Origin of the sequence: Paenibacillus sp. BK720, assembly GCF_011761545.1 — a bacterium.
Classification (GTDB): Bacteria; Bacillota; Bacilli; order Paenibacillales; family Paenibacillaceae; genus Pristimantibacillus.
Map to the genome: position 1 here is coordinate 25,713 of NZ_JAASRQ010000001.1, position 18,878 is coordinate 44,590.

Here is an 18,878-nt window from a genome sequence, read left to right on the forward strand (position 1 = left end):
AGACAAGGACGTGAATAAAAGGATGAGATTATTAAAGAAATACAGCGCTCTCTATGTCATGATGGTGCCGGTAATCGCCTATTTTCTTGTATTTGCCTATTATCCGCTCGTGAAAGGGCTTCAGACCAGCTTTCAGGATTATAAGCTGATGGGCTACAGACCTTACGTTGGTTTCGAGAACTACTCCGCGGTGCTGCATGACTCGTTGTTCTGGGAAGCGGTCGTCAACACGCTCGTTATTGGAGGAGGCATTCTCTGCTTCAGCTTCGCCGCGCCCCTCGTGATCGCTCTTTCGCTCAACGAAGTGCTCAGGACCTGGTTCAAGAAGGCAGCGCAAATGATTCTGTACGTGCCGCATCTGCTTTCGTGGGTCGTGGTCGGAGGGATCTGGATTTTCATGCTTTCGCCAGACAGCGGAATCATTAATATGATTCTTGTCCATGTATTCCACATGAAGCCGATTAATTTCATGGCGGACTCCGGATGGGCGCGTTGGATCTTGATCCTCCTTGCCACATGGAAGGAGATGGGCTACACCTGCATCCTGTTTCTGGCGGGGATCGTGTCGATCAATCCTTCGCTCTACGAAGCGGCGCGCATGGACGGCGCGACGCGCTGGAAGCAATTAATCTACGTTACGATTCCGCAGCTCAGCAATACGATGAAAGTCGTCTTCCTTCTGAATACGCTTGGCATCCTGCGGATCTTTGACGAAGTATTCATTCTGCGCAACCCTACGATCGCCGCGAAAGTGGACGTGCTGATGATGTACACGTTCCAGAAGGGCATTCTCGAAATCCAGCTTGGACCCGCGGCTGCTGCCAGCTTCTTCGTTCTGCTATTAACGCTCGCGATGACACTCGTCGTACGGCGAATCACGCGATTTGATGAGGTGTAATGACTATGTCCGATCGATTCGAACGGCTCGGGTGGAAGAATAAAGTGTTCGACATTCTAAACGTCTTGTTCCTATTCGCGCTGATGCTGACCATGATTATCCCGTTTATTAACGTACTGGCTTTGTCCTTCTCATCGGGCATTGCTTCCATGAAGCCGGAAATCGTGCTGTGGCCGCAGCCGTTCAGCGCGGAGGGCTACGCCATCGTATGGAAAAGCCTTGATATCTGGCGTCCTCTCATGAACAGCATCATCGTGACCCTGACCGGCACCGTGCTGCACGTGCTGCTGTCCAGCTTGGCCGGCTATGTGTTCATCTATCCGCGTCTTCCGGGCAGGAAAGCGATGCTGACGTTCATTCTGATTACGATGATGCTGCCCCAGGAAGCGATTATGATACCGCTCTATGTAGTGAACAAAGACCTGCATCTGATTAACACGCTGAGCTCGCTAGTGCTGTCGGGTCTCGTGTCCGGCTTCTCGATTCTGCTCATGCGGAGCTTCTTCCTGAACGTCCCTTACGAGATGTCGGAATCGGCCAAGATCGACGGCGCAGGCGAGTTCCGCATCTTTCTGACGATGTACATGCGCCTTGCGGCTGCGGGCCTCGCGACCGTGACGCTGTTCGAGTTCGTCGGACGGTGGAATATGTTTACCGCGCCGGTTATGTTCATTAACGATTCCATGAAGTACACGCTTCAGGTCGCGCTGAAGGCGATGATCATCGATACGAGCAGCAACTCCGGCACCTATATGGTTACGACAAACGTGCGGATGGCGGGTATCGTCATCAGCATCCTTCCGCTGCTCGCGGTGTATCCGTTCGTGCAGAAGTATTTCATGAAGGGTATCCTGCTCGGCGCAAGCAAAGAATAGGAGGAAGTAGGATGGAGATGAATAAACAGCGGCTCGTGCTGTACAGATGGATCGACAAAGCCGAGCAGCGTTCTTATTTGGAGGTTCCGTTCGCAGTGGAAGGAGCAGTGGAGCGTATGGATATCGCCTACCGCTACGAACGCGGAGAAGACGGCGGAGCGGTCGTCGATATCGGCCTGCGTTCGCCGAACCGCATCGTCGGCTGGAGCGGAGGAGCCCGCGAAGCGTTCTTCGTTGGCACGGAGAAGGCGACCCCGGGCTATCTGGCGGAGCCGATCGTCGAGGGCGGGTGGGCGGTGCTGCTCGGTGCTTACAAAGTTCCCGAAGGCGGCGTTGAGGTGATCATTGAAGTGGAGCTGACAAGACCCCACGGCCGCTGGATGAAAGGAGACCTCCATATGCACAGCGTGCATAGCGACGGGAGCTACACGATTGGGCAGGCGAAGGAATCTTGCAAGGCCGCCGGTCTGGAATTCATGGCGCTGACGGATCACAATACGTCCTCGCAGAATCATGAGGCGCGTGTTCCGGACGAAGAGCTGCTTCTCGTTCCCGGCGTAGAGCTGACGAGCTATTTTGGGCATGCGAACGTCCTGGGTGTGACGGACGCGCTGAAGGATTTTCGCGTAACGACACCGGAGCAGGCGGAAGAGGTACTCCGCGAAGCGCGTGAGCGGGGAGGCTTCGTTTCGCTTAATCATCCGTTCTGCCCATCTTGTCCATGGGAGCTTGGTTTTGACCTCCCGTATGATGCAATCGAGGTGTGGAATGGCCCGTGGCGGGGGCTGAACGAGCGCGCGCTTGCATGGTGGCAAGGACAGCTTGCCCAGGGTCGCCGCGTAATCGCCCTCGGAGGCAGCGACACCCATCGGCAGGAACGATTCGTGAAACACGGTCGTCCGACGGCATCTGTCTGGGCAGAAACCGATACGGTGAGCGGCTTGCTAGCGGGCATCCGTCAGGGCCGCGTCGTGTTGCAGTTCGACCCTGATGAAACCTGTCTGGATCTTACCGCCGGCGAGTACGGCATCGGAGAGATCATCCCGTGGAAGGATATTGATGGGAAGGACTCTCTTCCACTGGCCATTCATGTCTGCGGCGCCAAGGGTGACCGCTTGGCTTTATGGTCTGACCGTGGCATTGAAGCGGTATGGGACATAATAAACGATTTGCCGGCTTCCGTCGAAGATGCAAGGGAATGCGAATCCGGCGCGGCGGAAGTCGTCGGCTGGAACGCAGGGAGGGAAATGGCCGCAATTCTCGAATTCGATGCACCTGACAATGCGGCTTATGCTCCTTGGGAGCCGAATGCGGCTGTATTAGCAGGCGGCGCCGTGCCTGCAGTCGAAGCGGCGAACGGTCAGGTTCGTCTGGAATTCCAAGGCTCGACCGACCGGTTGTTTTACCGGCTGGAGGCACGACGTCACGTAGAGGGGCTGAAGCAGTCGGCAGTGACCTGTCTGACGAATCCGATATACATGGAACAAGCCAAGGGGTGCTAGCGGGCCTAAGCGTCCCTTGCGGCATTTATGTTACCAAGGCAAGGCTTTGAAGCTCTCTTTTTTGGTCATACTGACAATAAAGGTAAGGGACGATAGAGGAGGGGCAAAGTATGACCATTCTGCCGATACATGAGCGGCTTGCTGAGCTGTGGATCATTCGAGGGAGCAGGGATCTGACCAAGGAAGAACAAGCGGACTTCGAGCACTGCCTGTCGGTCAATGCTAAGCATATTAGACAAATCGCCCATTTGCATAATTTATCACTAGCCGCGTCCATGGCCGGAGATGCCGCATGGCAGCAAGAGATTAGCTTAAGACGGGAGAAGCTGATCGGCCAGCCGCCTCGTTCTTCGTAATGATCGCGTGGACGACAAAATATCCTTACAACGGAAGTCGCATAATCTGCGGCTTTTTATTTTTGCCAGAAGCCGTGATAGCAGGTCCTATTCTTCAGCGTATTTCTAAGGATCGTCTCGAAAAAGGAAACGTCAGCCGCCGCACGCCCGTATTGCCCCATAACGGATATTCATTAATTTGTAAACGTTAAGCGAACTTTCTAGATTTTATACTCCTATCCATAAATTTTTCGCCCCAGGATTTAACATTGTTGTACAATGATAAGGAGTCGAGAAAAATTTTCCTGCAGGGGAGTGTTCGATTAGGCGTGACTAAATACATAAAGCTGCTTGGTTTGACACTTGGTGTCATAGCGTTGAATATCGTCGTTTTCTCCCGCGGTTTTATTGGGATAGAGATTGGCCGCAATGCGCTTTCTTCGGCAATTGGCGTGACTTTTCTCGTCGCAAGCGCCATTACACTCACTTATGGGTGTTACCGATTCCTATTTAAAGCCCCGGCAGTTCTGCCGGTGAAGGAGATAAAGACGCATGACGATTATGTCGAGGCATTATCTCGCTTCCGGCGCATTAAAGTTTTAGAAGAGGATATCGGTTTGGCTTTGCGCCAATTGGAACGCCTGCAGAAGAAAAGGAGCACGCTGCTCGAGGTGTTGAAGCAGCGTTTCGATCCCGCCGAACTAAGCTATAAGAAGTTTGCTTCCGTCATCCACGAAGTGGAGAAGCTCTTCTACTTGAATGTCAGGAGCATCCTCAATCGGCTGCTTACGTTCGACGCGTCGGAGTTCGAAAGCGTTTCGGGCCGGAAACCGTCGCCATTGCCGCCGGAGCTATTGCAAGCCAGAAAAAACGTGTATGGCGAATACCTTTCCTTCACCAAGCAGTCGCTCGGCACAAACGAGGAAATCTTGTTGAAGCTGGATCAGCTCATGCTGGAGATCTCCCGTTTGGATAGTTTGGAGCCGGGCGACATCGACAGCATGCCTTGCATGCGGGAAATCGACACGTTGATCAAACAAACCCAATACTACAAGAATTAAGAGGTGGCCTGGATGCAAAAAAAGAGTTCGTTTTTATGGATATCCGCTGTTCTTCTGGTTGTCGTTTTCGGGCTTGTATATGCCGGGGTAACCTTGACCTCCAATCTCGGCAAATCGAAAGCGGAGGTGACGGCTGAGAATGCGGGGGATCGGCTGAACAAGCTGTACAAAGCGATATCTCCCGCTGCCGAAACGCCAGTGAAGGGCCAAATCGACCTGGATCCCGTCGATGTCGCTTCGTCCTTGCCGGACATCAGCAAGTTTCCCGTCACGGTGAACAATGCGAACGACAATTTCGTCGAAATTTTCTCGTCCACGGAAAAGTCGGGAACGGGCGTCGACGGATGGCTGACGGACGTCGCGACCGAATTTAACAAGGCGAATATAACCGTGAACGGAAAGCCCGTGTCGGTCAAAATTCGCAATATCGCATCGGGCACGGCCACGGACTATATCAAATCCGGCAAGTACGTCCCGGATGCATTCACTCCTTCCAATGAACTATGGGGCGAAATGGTTAAGGCAAGCGGGGTTAACACGCAGCTCGTGACCAAACGTTTAGTCGGCAATGTTCCCGGAATCGTCATCGCCAAAGCGAAGTACGATGCCATGATCGACAAGTACGGCTCCGTCAATATTCAATCCGTCACGGAAGCTATCTCCAATAACGAGCTCTCCATGGGGTATACCGATCCCTTCGCAAGCTCCACGGGCTTGAATTTTTTAGTAACAGCACTTCATACCTTCGATAGTACTGATTTGTTGAGCGATAAAGCGGTGCAAGAGTTCGAAAAGTTCCAGTCCAATGTGCCGTTTATCGCCTCCACGACCATTCAGATGCGTGATGCGGCCAAGTCAGGCGCCCTGGACGGATTCGTGCTTGAATACCAGACGTACGTCAATGCCGCGGAGCTGAAGAACGGTTACGTATTTACGCCGTTTGGCTTCAGACACGATAGTCCGCTCTACGCGTTGGGCGATCTGCCGCAGGAGAAGCTGGATATTCTCAAGAAGTTTGCCGAGTTCGTTACGCAAGACAAGTACATGAAGACCGCGCAGGAAAAAGGATTTAACGGACTTGAAACCTACAAGACGGAGCTTGCCCCCGTGGATGGCGACCTGCTTATATCGGCGCAAAAAGTATGGAAAGAGAAGAAGAACGGCAGCAAGCCGATCACTGCGGTTTTCGTCACCGACGTTTCCGGCAGTATGGACGGCGAGCCGCTCAATCGTTTGAAGGAGTCGCTTTTAAAGGGACAGAAATACCTGGGCAGGGACAACAGCATCGGTCTCGTCTCGTATTCGGACGGCGTCACCATCAAGCTGCCGATCGCCAAGTACGACACGAATCAGCAATCCTTATTCGTCGGAGCGGTCAATAGTCTGCAGTCCGGTGGCGGGACGGCTACCTTCGACGGCATCGTCGTAGCGCTGAAGCTGCTCGAGGATCAATTGGCGGTCGACCCCAACACCAAACCCGTCATCTTCGTCCTAAGCGACGGCGAGACGAACCAGGGCTATACGCTGAAGGATATTAAGGGATTAATCGAGACGTATAAGATTCCGATCTACACGATTGGCTACAACGCTAATATTCAAGCGCTTCAGAATATTTCCAGCATCAACGAAGCAGCCAGCATTAACGCGGATACGGACGATGTTGTCTACAAGATCGGCAATCTATTCAATGTGCAAATGTAACTCATTCGAGGAGGGATTTCAATGGCATTTTCGATGAACGTATCCAGTCCGGAGGAGCTGAAGGCGGAGATCGAGCCTACCATACGGCCATTACCGGAGGAAGAGGCAAAGCTGAAGGAAGAAGCGGATTCGAACGTCGAGATGATTATGGCGATGGATGTCGAGTCCCTGGAACAGCGCAAAGAGATTCTTCGATCAATCGACGCCTACGGTCTGAACACCATGCAACGCTCTTCCGACAAAAACACCCTGCTGCAGGTATCGGTTGGCAATCTTGCGAAATCGGGCGATGAGGGCGGCCCGGTTGCGAAGGGACTGGCCGAATTGCATACGCAGCTGAAGGATCTGGATCCAAGCATGATCGACTTCGCCAAGAAGGGATTTCTCGGAAAACTATTTAATCCGCTGCGTGCGTACTTCCTCAAGTTTGAGAAGGCCGATGCTGTGATTGCCGATATTGTGGTGTCGCTGGATAAAGGCGGTGCCATGCTCAGAAACGACAACACGACGCTGGAGCTCGAACAGCATGAAATCCGAAAGCTAACCAAAACGCTCAAGAAGGAAATTCAGCTTGGGATGCTTATGGACGAATCCATCGAAGCCCAAATCGAAGCAGCCAAAAGCCGCGGCGAAGACTCGGAGAGGATTCGGTTCATAACGGAGGAAATCCTGTTCCCGATGCGCCAGCGCGTCATGGATTTGCAGCAAATGCTGGTCGTTAACCAGCAGGGAATCTTGGCGTACGAGGTCGTCATCCGCAATAACAAGGAGCTCATTCGCGGCGTAGACCGGGCGAAGACGGTCACGATCTCTGCCTTGAAAATAGCCGTTACGGTGGCGAGCGCCTTGTATAATCAAGGCATCGTTCTCAAGAAAATCGAGCTGTTGAATCAAACCACGACGAACCTTATCGCCGGCACTTCCCGGATGCTTAAGGACCAAGGAGTCGCCATTCAACAGCAAGCCATTGAAGCCACGGTCTCGGTCGATACGTTGAAGCAAGCGTTTGCGGACGTGCTGTCCGCGTTTGATTCGATCAGCTCGTACAAACAGCAGGCGCTTCCGAAAATGAGGGAAACCATCAACCAGTTCAGGGCATTGGCCGACGATGGCGAGAAGCATATTTTGCGGCTTGAGAAGGGGAATGCATTGGGGCTGTAAGCAAAAGAATTGGATTCCATGAAAAAGTGAAAGGAGCGGCAAAAATGATGAATCAGGAAGTTTCCGCATTTATCGAGAATCTTAGTCAACCATGGCAAATCGAGTTCAGCAACCAATTACGCCAGATGGTACATCGGGTTATTCCGGAAGCCGAGGAACGTATTCAATACAAGAAGCCTCATTTCTTGAAAAATGGACATTATGCGGCAGTGATATCGCCTTCAAAAGATGCCATTGCGTTTATGATCATGAATGCTTCCGGCCTTGCATTTCCAATAGGATTCGAAGGACCGGACGAAAGGAAGTGGCTAAAAATCCGTAAAGAGGATACACCCGATTACGGTCTCCTGGCCAGCCTTCTGGAACAAGCCTCCAGAACATTGTAGCCCAATTTCAGATTTTACGTGAGGGTTGAACGAAAATAAAAGCTGTTGAGGGTTCTCAACAGCTTTTTTGCGTTATTCCGTTATTAGGTTGCAATTTTTCCGAACTTACCAACTAAGATGCCTTTTAGCGCCTAACGTGTCGGTCACATCAATCGTCAGATTGCGGATGCTCCACCGCCCGCGCTTGTAACTATGACCCTGATCGTCAAGAAAGCTTGCTAGCGGGACGCTTGATTTGCCGGCAGTCATCATCGGCGCGACATAAGTGAATTTGTGATCAATCGTGATTTTTGCATTAAACCATACGAATCCGGTTTCGTTTTGCACAATCAGATGGTTGTTCGTAAAGGTAATGTCGGCAATCGGAATCGAGCTTTTTGGAGCTTGGACACATCCTGTCAGCATCAAGACAAGTAAAACGATTACCATGCATGACGTAATGCCGCTCCTTGCTCGTTTTCTAATGCTGGTCTGCAGGTTTGTCCGCATGATCTAACGTTCCTCCCCCTTGGTTTCGACAGACAGGTCGAGGTCAAACAACAAATTGGGCGCCCCGGGATGGCCGCGGTGTACCTCTACGGCAATGACATTAGTCCCCTTTACAAGCTTGTTCAAATGGGCTTTTAGATCAATTCTGCGATAGAAAGTAAATTCATTCGCAATTGCGAGAGAGGAATCGGTTAGAACCCCGGTCAGAATGGCGTCCCGAGAGACTTCCTGGCCGTTGAGATAAACAACGTATCCGTCCTCATAGGCGATATGCAAAAATAACCCCGACAATGTCTTCGGATCATTTTTCAAATCAAACGACTTGCGGAAATAATAGGTAGGAGTCAAGCCGGCCACCAGACCGGTTTGAATATAAGACTGCCGCTCTTTGTTATTCGTGTAGCCCAAAGGAGCCCTGCCGGTCTTCCATCCGGAATCGTCGTATTCCGGACTGCGCCAATCGTATGCCGGCAAGGGAACCGGGTCCGTGTGGGAGGTCTCAATAATCGGACCTTCTCCCACCAAGTCCACTCCTTCCGGTAAAGCGGATTTGATTGAATCGTCACCCGCATGATAGTGCCACAAGGATTGAATGCCCACGAGGGAGATGTCCTGTTTCTCCTGTAAGGTCGAAAGATCCCACGAAGCCAGATTGTCGGCATTCAATTCAAGCTGATCCAGGACCTGTCCCTGTTCTTTCTCCGCTTTCACGGTCAGCGCGTTACCGTGCGCCTCCAGAACGGTAACGACAGGCGTATCCTTCAGCTTGGTCAAGTCCCATACTTTCCAGTTCTCGTATTCGGAAGATTGATATTGGGAAGGCGCTTGAGTGACGGCTAAATCAAGCACGTAGACGGAATTGCGGATGAATACCGCGCTTATTCCTGCTTCCCTGAACGTTTTCCAGACCTCGGGAAGCTTCGGATCTTCGCTCAGCCAGGCAAAAGCGAACGTTTGCTTGTTGCCATTGATCGTCTTGCGGATCCATTCCAATTGTCCGTCTCCCGCATCTTGTAAACGATCGGCATTGAGGAAGAAGAGTCTTGCGGTTCCTTGCGTAATCGAGTAGACCGATTTCCCATAACCCGAGAGCGTCTCTTTAGGCACATGCGGATAAGCCTGGCTAAAGCTCTGTTCCGTTGCGGAACCGTCATAGATCGGGTAAAGCTGAAACGACTGTGCTTCCGGATGCTTCTGCAGCAATTGATTCGACGCGGCAAAAAACGAAATGTCCCGGAATTGCTTGATCCACTCCCCGAAATCCCCTTCCTGCTGGCTGAAATACCCAAACCGGAACGAGGTTGGGGAAGCTGCGTTTGACTTGAAACCTTCCATTGGCACTTTTGTCCAAGAGAATGATCCCAACAGAATACCAATCAGCACAAGCAGCGATAATGACAGCTTAAATTTGTATAAGAAAGCCATAGTTTAACCCTCTCCCCCCGGCAATGTATTCGGCAGGGTGGGCCACCACAGGATCGTATGGTAAACGGTCGGCCAGAGAATAATCAGATTGGCAATAAAAGCAATCAGAAATCCGATTGTCCAAGGCTTTAGATTGACCTCTTTCCGTCCGAGCGTCCAATGCAGTATTGTCCATGTGCAGAGCCAGACGACGAGTCCCGCCGTTTCCTTGCCGGTGTAAGGGCCAATGGCCCACCAAGAAGGGATCCAGGAACCCATCTTGAGCAAAATGGGATTAGCCTGCAGCGGATTGTAATAGCTCCATAAGTGGCTGAGAGTTGTCGCTGCGATGCCAAGCCATACCGAAAGCAGAATGGCGGCGACCTCGCCCGTTTTTCGTTGCTTTGATTCTTTCACTTTTTCTCTCTCCTATCGACTGCGTTGAAATCACACCATTTTCAGTTTCGTCATGCCGATTCCGCACGCAAATCCGATTAATAAACAAATCCAGAATAAAGTGACCAGTAAAGCGATGATTCCGCTAAGCGCCGAGCCCGCCGTAAGCGTATGCCGGAACCGGCGCAATAAAAAGGCAGCCGCGATTCCTAAAGGGAGCGGGTATAGCGAGACGAATTCTTTATATTCCATCACGATTAGATGTACCTCGGGGCTATGGTACATTAACCACTGCTGGGGACCGTCCGGTCCCCGGTAAGGAATGTAGAGCCAGTTGCCTAGCGCGATTGTTACCAGAACCAATAGGCTCGTGAGCCAAAGCACCCATTCCAGATTGACCGCGGCTCCCTTCTTGCCCCGCAGCATGGGGTAGGTCAGGTGAAGGGCTTGACAGCTCATGATCACGGTGACGGTCGCTCCTAATCCGTGCAGGACGGCCTCCAGCTTATGGTTGCTGAGTCCGATGATATTAAACAAAGGTATCGATAAAAAAAGCAGTGCGGCTACGCTTGCTTGCGTAACCGCCAAATCTTTTGCACTGAACATGGATTTCATCGTCCGTTCATCTCTTTCATATTAGGGATGTCGATAATTGTAGAAAAGTAGTGTCAGAGGAATGTTAATGCTAGTTTACGAAATTGTAAAAGCGTGTGATTGAGAGGAAAATCCGATGGTTAAAAATGGTTTACTTTAAAATTAATATTATCTTAAATTTTATATCAATACTTTACTAGTATAATAATTTTGGCAGTTGGCTAACGGGAATATCTGTGATTTCCGCAATCCTTTTCGTGGTACGCAGGGAACGTCAGCATAATAGCAGTGGTGTGTCCGATATCAGCAAGGTAAGGAGGAAGATGATAGGTTTTGACTGGAATATGGAAAAGACCGAACAGGATTCTATCGTTCCGACTGCTAATGACAAAGAAGGGGATGACAAAGTGAAGGTGAAGTTAAAAGCCAAGTGGAAAGGTTTAACCTTGGCTCTATTCGTATGTACGGTTCTGTTTACGATCGGTGCTTACAACGTGTCGGCTGACAGCACGATTATCAAGGGGCCTTATTTATTGTTCGAGGGACAAAACAGCTCGATGAGCGTCATGTGGCAGACGAGCGATAACCAGCCGAATACGATCAAGTGGGGGACGGATACCTCTTATTCATTAGGAGAACAGTCCGTGGAAACGTACGGTAGCGATAACCAGCACAAGTTCACGATCACCGGGCTGCAGCCCGGTACCAAGTATTATTACGAGGTAGACGGTCAAGCAGGTTCGTTCGTTGCCGCTCCCGCGGATGACGCTACTTCCGTGAAGTTCCTCTCTTACGGGGACAGCCGTACACAACCGGCTTATCAGGATAAGGTAGCCGACCTGGCTCGGAAGGCGTATGCCGAAGACCCAGCCTATCAATCGATTCTCTTGAATAGCGGGGATATTGCTTCTAGCGACTCCGAAAGCAACTGGACCGCTCAATATTTCGTGCCTGAATCAACCTATCCGCAGATGCACGCACTTCAAACCGAAGTGCCAATGATGGGGGCAAGGGGCAATCATGAGGGCGTTGGTTCCGTTTATGAGAAGTACTACCCGTATCCGTACGTGGATGACTTCTACTGGTCCTTCGATTACGGTCCGGTCCATGTTTCGGTAATCGATGAATATGCGGACTTTAAGGAAGGCTCGGCGCAGTATAACTGGCTGATCAACGATCTTGCCACGACGGACAAGCCGTGGAAAATCGTAATGGGCCATCAGCCTGCCTGGGGTGCCGGTACGCACGAGAACAATACCGATGTCCAAAAATACATTCACCCTATCCTGAAGAAGTTCGGGGTGCCGTTGTATCTTAACGGACACAATCATAACTATGCCCGCGCCGAAGTTGACGGGATCGAATACCTGACTTCCGGCGGCGGCGGCGCTCCATCGTACGATGTAGACCCAAGCTGGCCGAATATCGTCAAGGCTGACAAGTCGTACTTCTTGACCTTGTTCGATGTTGAAGGGGATACCATGAAAGTAACCTCCAAGCGGATTGACGGCACGGAGATCGAGACCATCACGGTTCACAACACGCCGCAGGAAGCTCTGGATATCGCCAAGGCAACTCTTGCTGCGGATAAAGATACGCTGCAAACGGACGTTCCTGAAAGCAGCGTTAAGCTTGATTTGACGGCTGTTGACAGTAAGGATGCCGCTGTGGATCTGTCGAATGCCAATATGAGCTACAAAACGGATAAACCGGATTTGGTTTCCATTGCTTCGGACGGAACAGTGACCGTCAAGAAGAAGCCCGTGTTTAATGAATCGGTTCAGGTTTGGGCTGAGATCTATAACGCAGGCGAGATTGTGAAATCCAATACATTAACGATCAATGTCAAAAATCCGGATGGGCTGGCCGAAGTTACGTTAGCATCGGATCACGATACGTTGACCGGCGATGCGAATTCTTCCGCTAAGCTAAGCTTATCGGCGAAGGACAATTTGGGAGCGGCCATGGATCTTTCTTCGGCCGAGGTCAAATACACTTCCAGCGCCGATGATATCGTAGCGATCTCTGCTGACGGCGTCGTAACAGTGAAAAATAAACCTCTTCGCGCTACGTCCGTATCGATTGAGGCGGAAGTTACTGTCGAGGGCAAAACGGCTACTAGTAACAAAGTATCTATTGTTATAGGCGCATTGCCGAGTGGAGATTCCCACCTGCTTATAGCGCCAATCAAAACTCCATATGACGATATGGAAGAAAAAGCGGACGGATCTTTGGATATGGATAGTTCCGACTTGGAAATTGTACAGGAAGAAAGCGTGCAGCAGATCGGACTTCGGTTTGCGGGTCTGGGTCTTCCTAAAGGGGCAAAGATTGTTGACGCCTATGTTCAGTTTTCCGTTGATGAGCCGGACAAAAACCTTAATCCGTTTGACGTGAGCATTTATGCGGAGGCAGTTGCCAATTCGCTTCCGGATAAACCGGGCAATATTTCGTCACGTGTGAAGTCGGAAAATTTTGTAAGCTGGAAGGATATACCGGAATGGACGGTAGAACATGAATCCGGTCCAAATCAACAAACTCCTAACCTGGCGTCCTTGGTTCAGCAAATCGTAAATATGGACGACTGGAAAGAAGGAAATGCCATCACATTCCTTCTCACCGGTAAAGGTACAAGAACAGCTGAGTCTTTTGAAGGCGCAGGGGAAAATGCAGATCAAGTTGCACATCTCTATGTTGTTTATACAACAGATGATACGACAACTCCAGGCGACGGCGGCACACCAGGAGGCGGAACTCCAGGCGGCGGCACACCAGGAGGCGGAACTCCGGGTAACGGCACACCAGGAGGCGGCACACCGGGCGGCGGCACACCGGGCAACGGCACTCCAGCGAATCCGGGTAACGGCGGCGGAACGCCGGTCATTCCGGCTAATCCGTTCAAAGACGTCGACTCGCATTATGAGTGGGCAAAAGATGCCATTGCCGTGCTTGCCGACAAGGGCATTATTAACGGCACGACGTCCACAACTTTCGAGCCTGGCAAGCAAATTACGCGAGCCGATTTCATGGTAATGCTCGTTCGCATGCTGGACCTGAAGGCTGACGTAACGTCCAACTTCAGCGACGTGAAATCGAGCGACTATTATTATAATGCGCTTGGCGTCGTTAAGGCGCTTGGCATTGCCAACGGAATGGGCGACAACGAGTTCAATCCGCGCGCGTTCATCACGCGTCAGGACATGATGGTTCTGATGAGCCGTGCGATGGAAGTGACCGGCAAGCTTGCCTTGAGCGGCGATCCGGCAGAGCTGAATAGCTTTAAGGATAAATCGAAGATTTCGTCTTACGCGGTTGATGCGGCTGCCGACATGGTTAAAGCAGGCATCGTGCAAGGCAGCGCTTCAGCGCTGAATCCAACCGGTCAAGCTACACGTGCGGAAACGGCACAAATGATCTATCGTCTCTATCTGCTGCTGCAGCAGAACGGCAGCCTCTAAGCGGGCTGTAGTAAGTGAAAGCAGCAACATAACTAAAGGAAATGGCGGCGTCAGGGTTTCTATCCTTTCGCCGCCATTGCCTATTAGGAATTCGTTATCTCTTTTACAAGACTTTAATATGAAATTAACGTTCGGTACACATCTATATCATAGGATTAATAGGTACAAGTGGACGTACCCTAACATAAAGAAGAAATGAGTGCATCGTGATGTTTACAAGAGGATTCAGAAAACTAGCGGCTTTGATCCTGGGAATCGCCTTATTGCTTGCCGGAGTTACACCCGTTTTTGCACACGATATGTACCTCGGAGCATCGAAATGGGCTTTTGGCAAGGATCGAATATTGTCCACGATAGAGCTCGACCCCGCAGTTTTCCAACAATTGAAGGGGATTAAGGAGCTTGGATATGACCTTGAGAATCTGAACGATGACCAGCTTCGCGTTATAACAAACGACATTCTTCAACCGTATATCGACGAGAAGCTAGCTGTTTCCATCAATGACCGGGAATATCCGATAAAGGTAGACCATTTAAAGAGAGAAGGGACATTCTGGGTCATTTGGCTGAGAATCAATGACGTTGATTTTGATTGGACAGAAAACAAAGTAAAAATTAACTATCATCTATTATATGAAGAGACTAAAGGCCAGCACGTGAATATCGGCTATATCTATTTTACCGATGCGGATGACGATTCGGTTCAGGGAGTCTTCGATAAGACTCAGCCGGACTTGCAGTATATATTCGATTCCAACCATACCACATGGGAATTTTCCGACAAATCCGCCGCCTTTTTATCTGAAATCTCTACCTATTTCGTACTTGGAATCAAGCATATTTTAACCGGGTATGATCATATCGCCTTCTTGCTGGCTCTTATTGTGATTGGTCTAACGGCTAAAGAGGCTCTGAAAATTATTACGGCGTTTACGGTGGCGCACAGTATTACGTTGCTGCTGGCGGCCTTAGATATTATCAATCTCAACTCCAGGTTTGTCGAAAGTGTTATTGCCTTATCCATCTGTTATATCGCGATGGAAAACCTGTTCATCAAGCAGATCAATTATCGGTGGCTGGTTACCTTTATGTTCGGGCTGGTGCACGGCTTTGGCTTTGCCAGCGTTCTTCAGGAATATGTCGCGGACAAATCGAATCTTGTTCAATCCGTCGTTTCGTTTAACGTCGGCGTAGAGTTTGGACAGCTGATGATTCTGCTAATTACGCTTCCTCTTCTCTATGTGTTAAAGAAAAAGTTCTCTCTTCGAACCATTACCGTTGCAGCTTCCTCCGTCATTTTTATTGTTGGATTCCTTTGGTTCGTCGATCGGATATTCAACTTGCAACTTGTACCATTCTAAGAATAGGAAGAAGAGAACCTCATGAAGAAGCTACTTGCATCACTTCTGATGATTATTATGGCCTTCGTTACATTTTCCGGTGTCGGTATGGCTCAAGGCAGCTCCGAAGATGTCGTGCGGGACTACAGTAATAAATCGAACCAATATTTTGCGGCGAAGGATTATTTGCAGGCGGCGATAACGCTGGAAGAGCTGCTGGCAAAGGAACCTGACCTCAACAATGAAATGGTGTACAAGCAGTTAACTCATATTTACGACGATTACTTGTTTGATTTTGAGAAGGCGCTGCATGTTTACGAGCAGTATCTGAGCCATTTCCCGAGCGGGATTTTCTCTAGTGAATTTCAGGACAGAATAACGTATCTCAAGGAAAGACGATCCGAATGGCCGATCATGCAGCGCTTTAGAAGCATTCAGTTGGAAGACGATCATCGGTCTACGCAGGATAAATTGGAGGAAGTGGAGGCGATTCTATCGCAGCATGAGGATGCGGAGCTTGCACCCGACATGCATATCTACCTCGCGAACAAGTATTTCGAAGCCGCCAACTACCAGGAAGCAAGAGAGCATGTGGAACAATACATGGACTACTTCGGCAAGGCCAGCTCCAGCCTATCAAGTGAGGATCAGGCTTCAGCCCTGCAGTTGTATGCCGACATTCTCGTAAAGCAGCATCGTTACAGCAAGGCGATCTGGGCGGTTGATCAGGCAATTGCGCTTAATGACTCAGGTGAAGATTTTAATTATACGTTGAAAAAAAGCGGCATTATTAAACAGCGGAACATGCTGTATGCGTTTGTGGCTGCTCTTCTGTATGCTTTCGTTGTAGTAATATCGTTAATTTCGCTTCGATTTTGGCGGCATGTTCATTTGCACAGCCATGCAAGGCAGCTAGTCAGGCCGCTGCAGCTGCTTGCCGTCGTTACGCTTGGTCCTATGTTCACCTTGATTATTAAGCGGGAACCGCAAACGAACATTCAGTTTTTCTGCTGGCTGTTCGGCTTATCTGTTGTTTTCCTGATCGTAACAAAGCTGTTTGCCCCATACTTCGTAAAATCAGGCCGAGTAGCTTATATTGCCATGAGTGGGTTAAATATGGCGGCCGCGTCGTTTATGGCTTATTATTTCACGATTTACAGTGGAAGGCAGACCCGTATTAACGCGTTAATCGAAGTATATGCAGATCCGCTGACAAGGCTGTTCCTATGGTTGATGTGGGGCTCGGTTATTGCGGTTCTAATCATTAATGCCAGCTCTAGTTATGTTTTCTCCAAAAAAACTAATGGCTCATCAGGAGGGTCCATCAGATGATTTCGGCGTTCTTTTCGTTTTTGAGACTAGGCATGGAGCATATATTGACCGGCTATGATCATTTGTTATTTATCTTTTCGTTGTTAATTGCAAGGCAAACGATTAAACAATATGCGGCGGTTATTACGGCGTTTACCGTCGCACACTGCTTAACCTTGACTTTAACGGTGCTTGACATCATTAACGTACCGGCCATGATTGTCGAACCGGCGATTGCCCTTAGTATTTGCTATGTCGCGATTGAGAATATTTTCAAAAAGAATGTGAGAAATCGCTGGATGATTACTTTTGTTTTCGGGTTAATTCACGGAATGGGGTTTGCCGATTTATTAAAAGGGATGCATCTGGCGAAAAATGATTTAGCTTTTAATATATTTAGTTTCAATTTAGGAATAGAAATCGCTCAGCTGGGAATTCTGGCAGTCTTGTTGCCGCTTCTCCTCTTGATTCAGAAATGGAAATATTCTGTGAGAGTAGTCCATTTTTGTTCAGCGGTAGCTTTTTTATTAGGCGGCTTGTGGTTAACCGAAAGAATACTTTTCTAATTATTCCAGATTCGCGTGATTGCCGTACATGGCTGCGCCCTGCAGCTCCTGCAGCTCCATCAGGTTCAGCACGATGGTATCGAGCAGAAGCAACAGGCTTTGCTCGAACAGGGTTCCCATCGGCTGGCTGGAGCCTTCTCCCGCCGTGCTGTCTTTTGTTACCGCGGGGATTATGGCCTTGGTTGTGGCCAAGCTGCCTAAGGTTGATTCCGGAACAATGGTGACCACGCCTACGGCCGCGCCAATGCTTAGGGCTTTGGCGGTCATGCTTGTCAGCGTTTTGGTCTCGCCGGAGCCCGAGCCGATGAGCAGCAGATCCCCTTCCGCAATGCCCGGCGTAACGGTCTCGCCTACGACGAAAACGCGAAATCCCATATGCATCAAGCGCATGGCAAATGCCCGCATCATCAGCCCGGAGCGTCCGGCTCCGGCTACAAATATGTTATTCGCTTCCGTTATCCGCTTCGTTAACGCCTCGATCTCGCTTGGCTTAACGGCCTCAAGCGTACGCTCCAGCTCTTGAAGAATGGAGAATGCTGCACTTAGCGTACTCATCGTCCGTTATCCCTTGATCAGCTGCTGCATTTGAGCGGCAACGGCTTGCTTGTCCTCTGCGCCGGTAATACCGCCGCCAACGATAACCAGATCCGGCTGGGCGCTGATGACTGCAGGCAGGGTTTGAAGCTTGATCCCGCCCGCGATCGCGGTTTTAGCCTGCTTCACGACGCGTTTAATCGTAGCCAGATCCTCGAACGAATTTTTTCCGTCTGCCTGATGGTCGTAACCGGAATGAACGCAAATGTAATCCACGCCAAGATTATCGATTTCCGCTGCGCGTCCCGCAATGTCTTTTACGTTGATCATATCGACCATAATCTTTTTGCTTTGCTTGCGGGCTTCATCAACCGCTCCTTTGATCGTGGAATCGTCGGATACGCCAAGAACGGTGATGATGTCGGCGCCTGCTTCGGAAGCCTTCATCACTTCGTAACCGCCGGCATCCATAATTTTCAGATCGGCCAGCACTTTGAGCGACGGGAATTCGTCCTTGATTTCTTTGACGGCGCGGAGTCCTTCGTTAATGACAACGGGAGTTCCTATCTCAACGATATCGATATAAGGGGCAACCTCTTTTACGACTTCCTTTGCCTCCGGGATGTTAACCAAATCAAGTGCCAATTGCAGTTCCATAACATGAATCTCTCCTTTATTTTAGGTTTTGAAAGCGATGAGTTCATATTAGGGGGATACCGAATTTATTGGAAGTACGCACTTTCAAGTAAGTCCGTATCCTGCAGGAAACTACGAAATCAAAAAAAAGCAGACTCCATGCGGAGTCTGCCGGGTTTTACAACCAATGTTTCGATAACCTTTGAGAAAACCGAACTTCATGGAAATGCG

General features: G+C 50.0%; 18 protein-coding genes. 12 read left to right on the forward strand and 6 right to left on the reverse strand.

Annotation, left to right across the window (positions count from 1 at the left end; translation table 11 throughout):
* The first annotated feature begins 22 nt into the window (after nt 1-22).
* The 8 genes from FHT67_RS00100 (at nt 23) to FHT67_RS00135 (ending at nt 7,919) form a co-directional block, all read left to right on the forward strand.
* Nucleotides 23-898: an ABC transporter permease subunit gene (locus FHT67_RS00100; protein ID WP_167194602.1), complete on the forward strand. Its 876-nt coding sequence runs from the start codon at nt 23-25 to the stop codon at nt 896-898.
* A gap of 5 nt (nt 899-903) precedes the next feature.
* Nucleotides 904-1,773 (forward strand): carbohydrate ABC transporter permease, encoded by an 870-nt coding sequence (locus FHT67_RS00105; RefSeq protein WP_132303019.1) that lies wholly within the window; start codon nt 904-906, stop codon nt 1,771-1,773.
* 11 nt (nt 1,774-1,784) lie between these two features.
* Nucleotides 1,785-3,275, forward strand: a complete 1,491-nt coding sequence (locus FHT67_RS00110) for a CehA/McbA family metallohydrolase (protein ID WP_132303020.1) — start codon at nt 1,785-1,787, stop codon at nt 3,273-3,275.
* A gap of 110 nt (nt 3,276-3,385) precedes the next feature.
* Nucleotides 3,386-3,631, forward strand: coding sequence for a DUF7667 family protein (locus FHT67_RS00115; protein WP_207918076.1), 246 nt, complete (start codon nt 3,386-3,388; stop codon nt 3,629-3,631).
* A 308-nt stretch (nt 3,632-3,939) separates the two neighbouring features.
* Nucleotides 3,940-4,671 (forward strand): hypothetical protein, encoded by a 732-nt coding sequence (locus FHT67_RS00120; RefSeq protein WP_165930538.1) that lies wholly within the window; start codon nt 3,940-3,942, stop codon nt 4,669-4,671.
* A gap of 12 nt (nt 4,672-4,683) precedes the next feature.
* The gene (locus FHT67_RS00125) at nt 4,684-6,372 is read left to right on the forward strand and encodes a vWA domain-containing protein (RefSeq protein WP_167194605.1); all 1,689 of its coding nucleotides are present in this window, start codon (nt 4,684-4,686) and stop codon (nt 6,370-6,372) included.
* A gap of 21 nt (nt 6,373-6,393) precedes the next feature.
* Complete coding sequence (locus FHT67_RS00130) at nt 6,394-7,533, forward strand: toxic anion resistance protein (RefSeq protein WP_132303023.1); 1,140 nt, start codon at nt 6,394-6,396, stop codon at nt 7,531-7,533.
* A 47-nt stretch (nt 7,534-7,580) separates the two neighbouring features.
* Nucleotides 7,581-7,919 carry a DUF1801 domain-containing protein gene (locus FHT67_RS00135; protein WP_132305151.1) on the forward strand — a complete coding sequence of 113 codons (339 nt, stop codon included), beginning with the start codon at nt 7,581-7,583 and terminating at the stop codon, nt 7,917-7,919.
* Nucleotides 7,920-8,024: 105 nt separating this feature from the next.
* Here the strand turns inward: FHT67_RS00135 and FHT67_RS00140 are convergent, their stop codons facing one another.
* Genes FHT67_RS00140 through FHT67_RS00155 form a run of 4 tightly spaced genes read right to left on the reverse strand, consistent with a single transcriptional unit; the run spans nt 8,025 to nt 10,823 of the window.
* Nucleotides 8,025-8,408 carry a hypothetical protein gene (locus FHT67_RS00140; RefSeq protein ID WP_167194608.1) on the reverse strand — a complete coding sequence of 128 codons (384 nt, stop codon included), beginning with the start codon at nt 8,406-8,408 and terminating at the stop codon, nt 8,025-8,027.
* Between the two features lie 3 nt (nt 8,409-8,411).
* Entirely contained in the window at nt 8,412-9,833 is a 1,422-nt protein-coding gene (locus tag FHT67_RS00145; RefSeq protein WP_167194611.1) for a hypothetical protein, read from the reverse strand.
* 3 nt (nt 9,834-9,836) lie between these two features.
* Nucleotides 9,837-10,229, reverse strand: a complete 393-nt coding sequence (locus FHT67_RS00150; RefSeq protein ID WP_132303026.1) for a hypothetical protein — start codon at nt 10,227-10,229, stop codon at nt 9,837-9,839.
* 30 nt (nt 10,230-10,259) lie between these two features.
* The gene (locus tag FHT67_RS00155) at nt 10,260-10,823 is read right to left on the reverse strand and encodes a hypothetical protein (protein ID WP_167194614.1); all 564 of its coding nucleotides are present in this window, start codon (nt 10,821-10,823) and stop codon (nt 10,260-10,262) included.
* Between the two features lie 323 nt (nt 10,824-11,146).
* Here FHT67_RS00155 and FHT67_RS00160 point away from each other — a divergent pair, with 323 nt between their 5' ends.
* The 4 genes from FHT67_RS00160 to FHT67_RS00175 all read left to right on the forward strand — a co-directional run bounded on the left by FHT67_RS00160 (nt 11,147) and on the right by FHT67_RS00175 (nt 17,477).
* Nucleotides 11,147-14,260, forward strand: a complete 3,114-nt coding sequence (locus FHT67_RS00160) for an S-layer homology domain-containing protein (protein ID WP_208403061.1) — start codon at nt 11,147-11,149, stop codon at nt 14,258-14,260.
* A 209-nt stretch (nt 14,261-14,469) separates the two neighbouring features.
* A complete protein-coding gene (locus FHT67_RS00165; protein WP_167194619.1) occupies nt 14,470-15,621 on the forward strand; it encodes a HupE/UreJ family protein in 1,152 nt (383 codons plus the stop codon).
* A gap of 21 nt (nt 15,622-15,642) precedes the next feature.
* Complete coding sequence (locus tag FHT67_RS00170; RefSeq protein WP_167194622.1) at nt 15,643-16,932, forward strand: tetratricopeptide repeat protein; 1,290 nt, start codon at nt 15,643-15,645, stop codon at nt 16,930-16,932.
* The gene (locus FHT67_RS00175) at nt 16,929-17,477 is read left to right on the forward strand and encodes a HupE/UreJ family protein (RefSeq protein WP_132303031.1); all 549 of its coding nucleotides are present in this window, start codon (nt 16,929-16,931) and stop codon (nt 17,475-17,477) included. Before FHT67_RS00170 ends, FHT67_RS00175 begins: the two co-directional genes overlap by 4 nt.
* Here FHT67_RS00175 and hxlB read toward each other — a convergent pair whose 3' ends face one another.
* Together hxlB and hxlA are read right to left on the reverse strand one after the other, a co-directional pair.
* Nucleotides 17,478-18,032, reverse strand: a complete 555-nt coding sequence (gene hxlB, locus FHT67_RS00180; protein ID WP_167194625.1) for a 6-phospho-3-hexuloisomerase — start codon at nt 18,030-18,032, stop codon at nt 17,478-17,480.
* 6 nt (nt 18,033-18,038) lie between these two features.
* Nucleotides 18,039-18,668, reverse strand: coding sequence for a 3-hexulose-6-phosphate synthase (gene hxlA / locus FHT67_RS00185; RefSeq protein WP_132303033.1), 630 nt, complete (start codon nt 18,666-18,668; stop codon nt 18,039-18,041).
* Nucleotides 18,669-18,878: the final 210 nt, after the last annotated feature.

What these genes read in the sequence shown, in the direction of transcription:
- FHT67_RS00100 (WP_167194602.1), top strand. Translation starts at nt 23, where the DNA reads ATGAGATTATTAAAGAAATACAGCGCTCTCTATGTCATGATGGTGCCG.
- FHT67_RS00105 (WP_132303019.1), top strand. Translation starts at nt 904, where the DNA reads ATGTCCGATCGATTCGAACGGCTCGGGTGGAAGAATAAAGTGTTCGAC.
- FHT67_RS00110 (WP_132303020.1), top strand. Translation starts at nt 1,785, where the DNA reads ATGGAGATGAATAAACAGCGGCTCGTGCTGTACAGATGGATCGACAAA.
- FHT67_RS00115 (WP_207918076.1), top strand. Translation starts at nt 3,386, where the DNA reads ATGACCATTCTGCCGATACATGAGCGGCTTGCTGAGCTGTGGATCATT.
- FHT67_RS00125 (WP_167194605.1), top strand. Translation starts at nt 4,684, where the DNA reads ATGCAAAAAAAGAGTTCGTTTTTATGGATATCCGCTGTTCTTCTGGTT.
- FHT67_RS00130 (WP_132303023.1), top strand. Translation starts at nt 6,394, where the DNA reads ATGGCATTTTCGATGAACGTATCCAGTCCGGAGGAGCTGAAGGCGGAG.
- FHT67_RS00135 (WP_132305151.1), top strand. Translation starts at nt 7,581, where the DNA reads ATGAATCAGGAAGTTTCCGCATTTATCGAGAATCTTAGTCAACCATGG.
- FHT67_RS00140 (WP_167194608.1), bottom strand. Translation starts at nt 8,408, where the DNA reads ATGCGGACAAACCTGCAGACCAGCATTAGAAAACGAGCAAGGAGCGGC.
- FHT67_RS00145 (WP_167194611.1), bottom strand. Translation starts at nt 9,833, where the DNA reads ATGGCTTTCTTATACAAATTTAAGCTGTCATTATCGCTGCTTGTGCTG.
- FHT67_RS00155 (WP_167194614.1), bottom strand. Translation starts at nt 10,823, where the DNA reads ATGAAATCCATGTTCAGTGCAAAAGATTTGGCGGTTACGCAAGCAAGC.
- FHT67_RS00160 (WP_208403061.1), top strand. Translation starts at nt 11,147, where the DNA reads ATGGAAAAGACCGAACAGGATTCTATCGTTCCGACTGCTAATGACAAA.
- FHT67_RS00165 (WP_167194619.1), top strand. Translation starts at nt 14,470, where the DNA reads ATGTTTACAAGAGGATTCAGAAAACTAGCGGCTTTGATCCTGGGAATC.
- FHT67_RS00170 (WP_167194622.1), top strand. Translation starts at nt 15,643, where the DNA reads ATGAAGAAGCTACTTGCATCACTTCTGATGATTATTATGGCCTTCGTT.
- FHT67_RS00175 (WP_132303031.1), top strand. Translation starts at nt 16,929, where the DNA reads ATGATTTCGGCGTTCTTTTCGTTTTTGAGACTAGGCATGGAGCATATA.
- hxlB (WP_167194625.1), bottom strand. Translation starts at nt 18,032, where the DNA reads ATGAGTACGCTAAGTGCAGCATTCTCCATTCTTCAAGAGCTGGAGCGT.
- hxlA (WP_132303033.1), bottom strand. Translation starts at nt 18,668, where the DNA reads ATGGAACTGCAATTGGCACTTGATTTGGTTAACATCCCGGAGGCAAAG.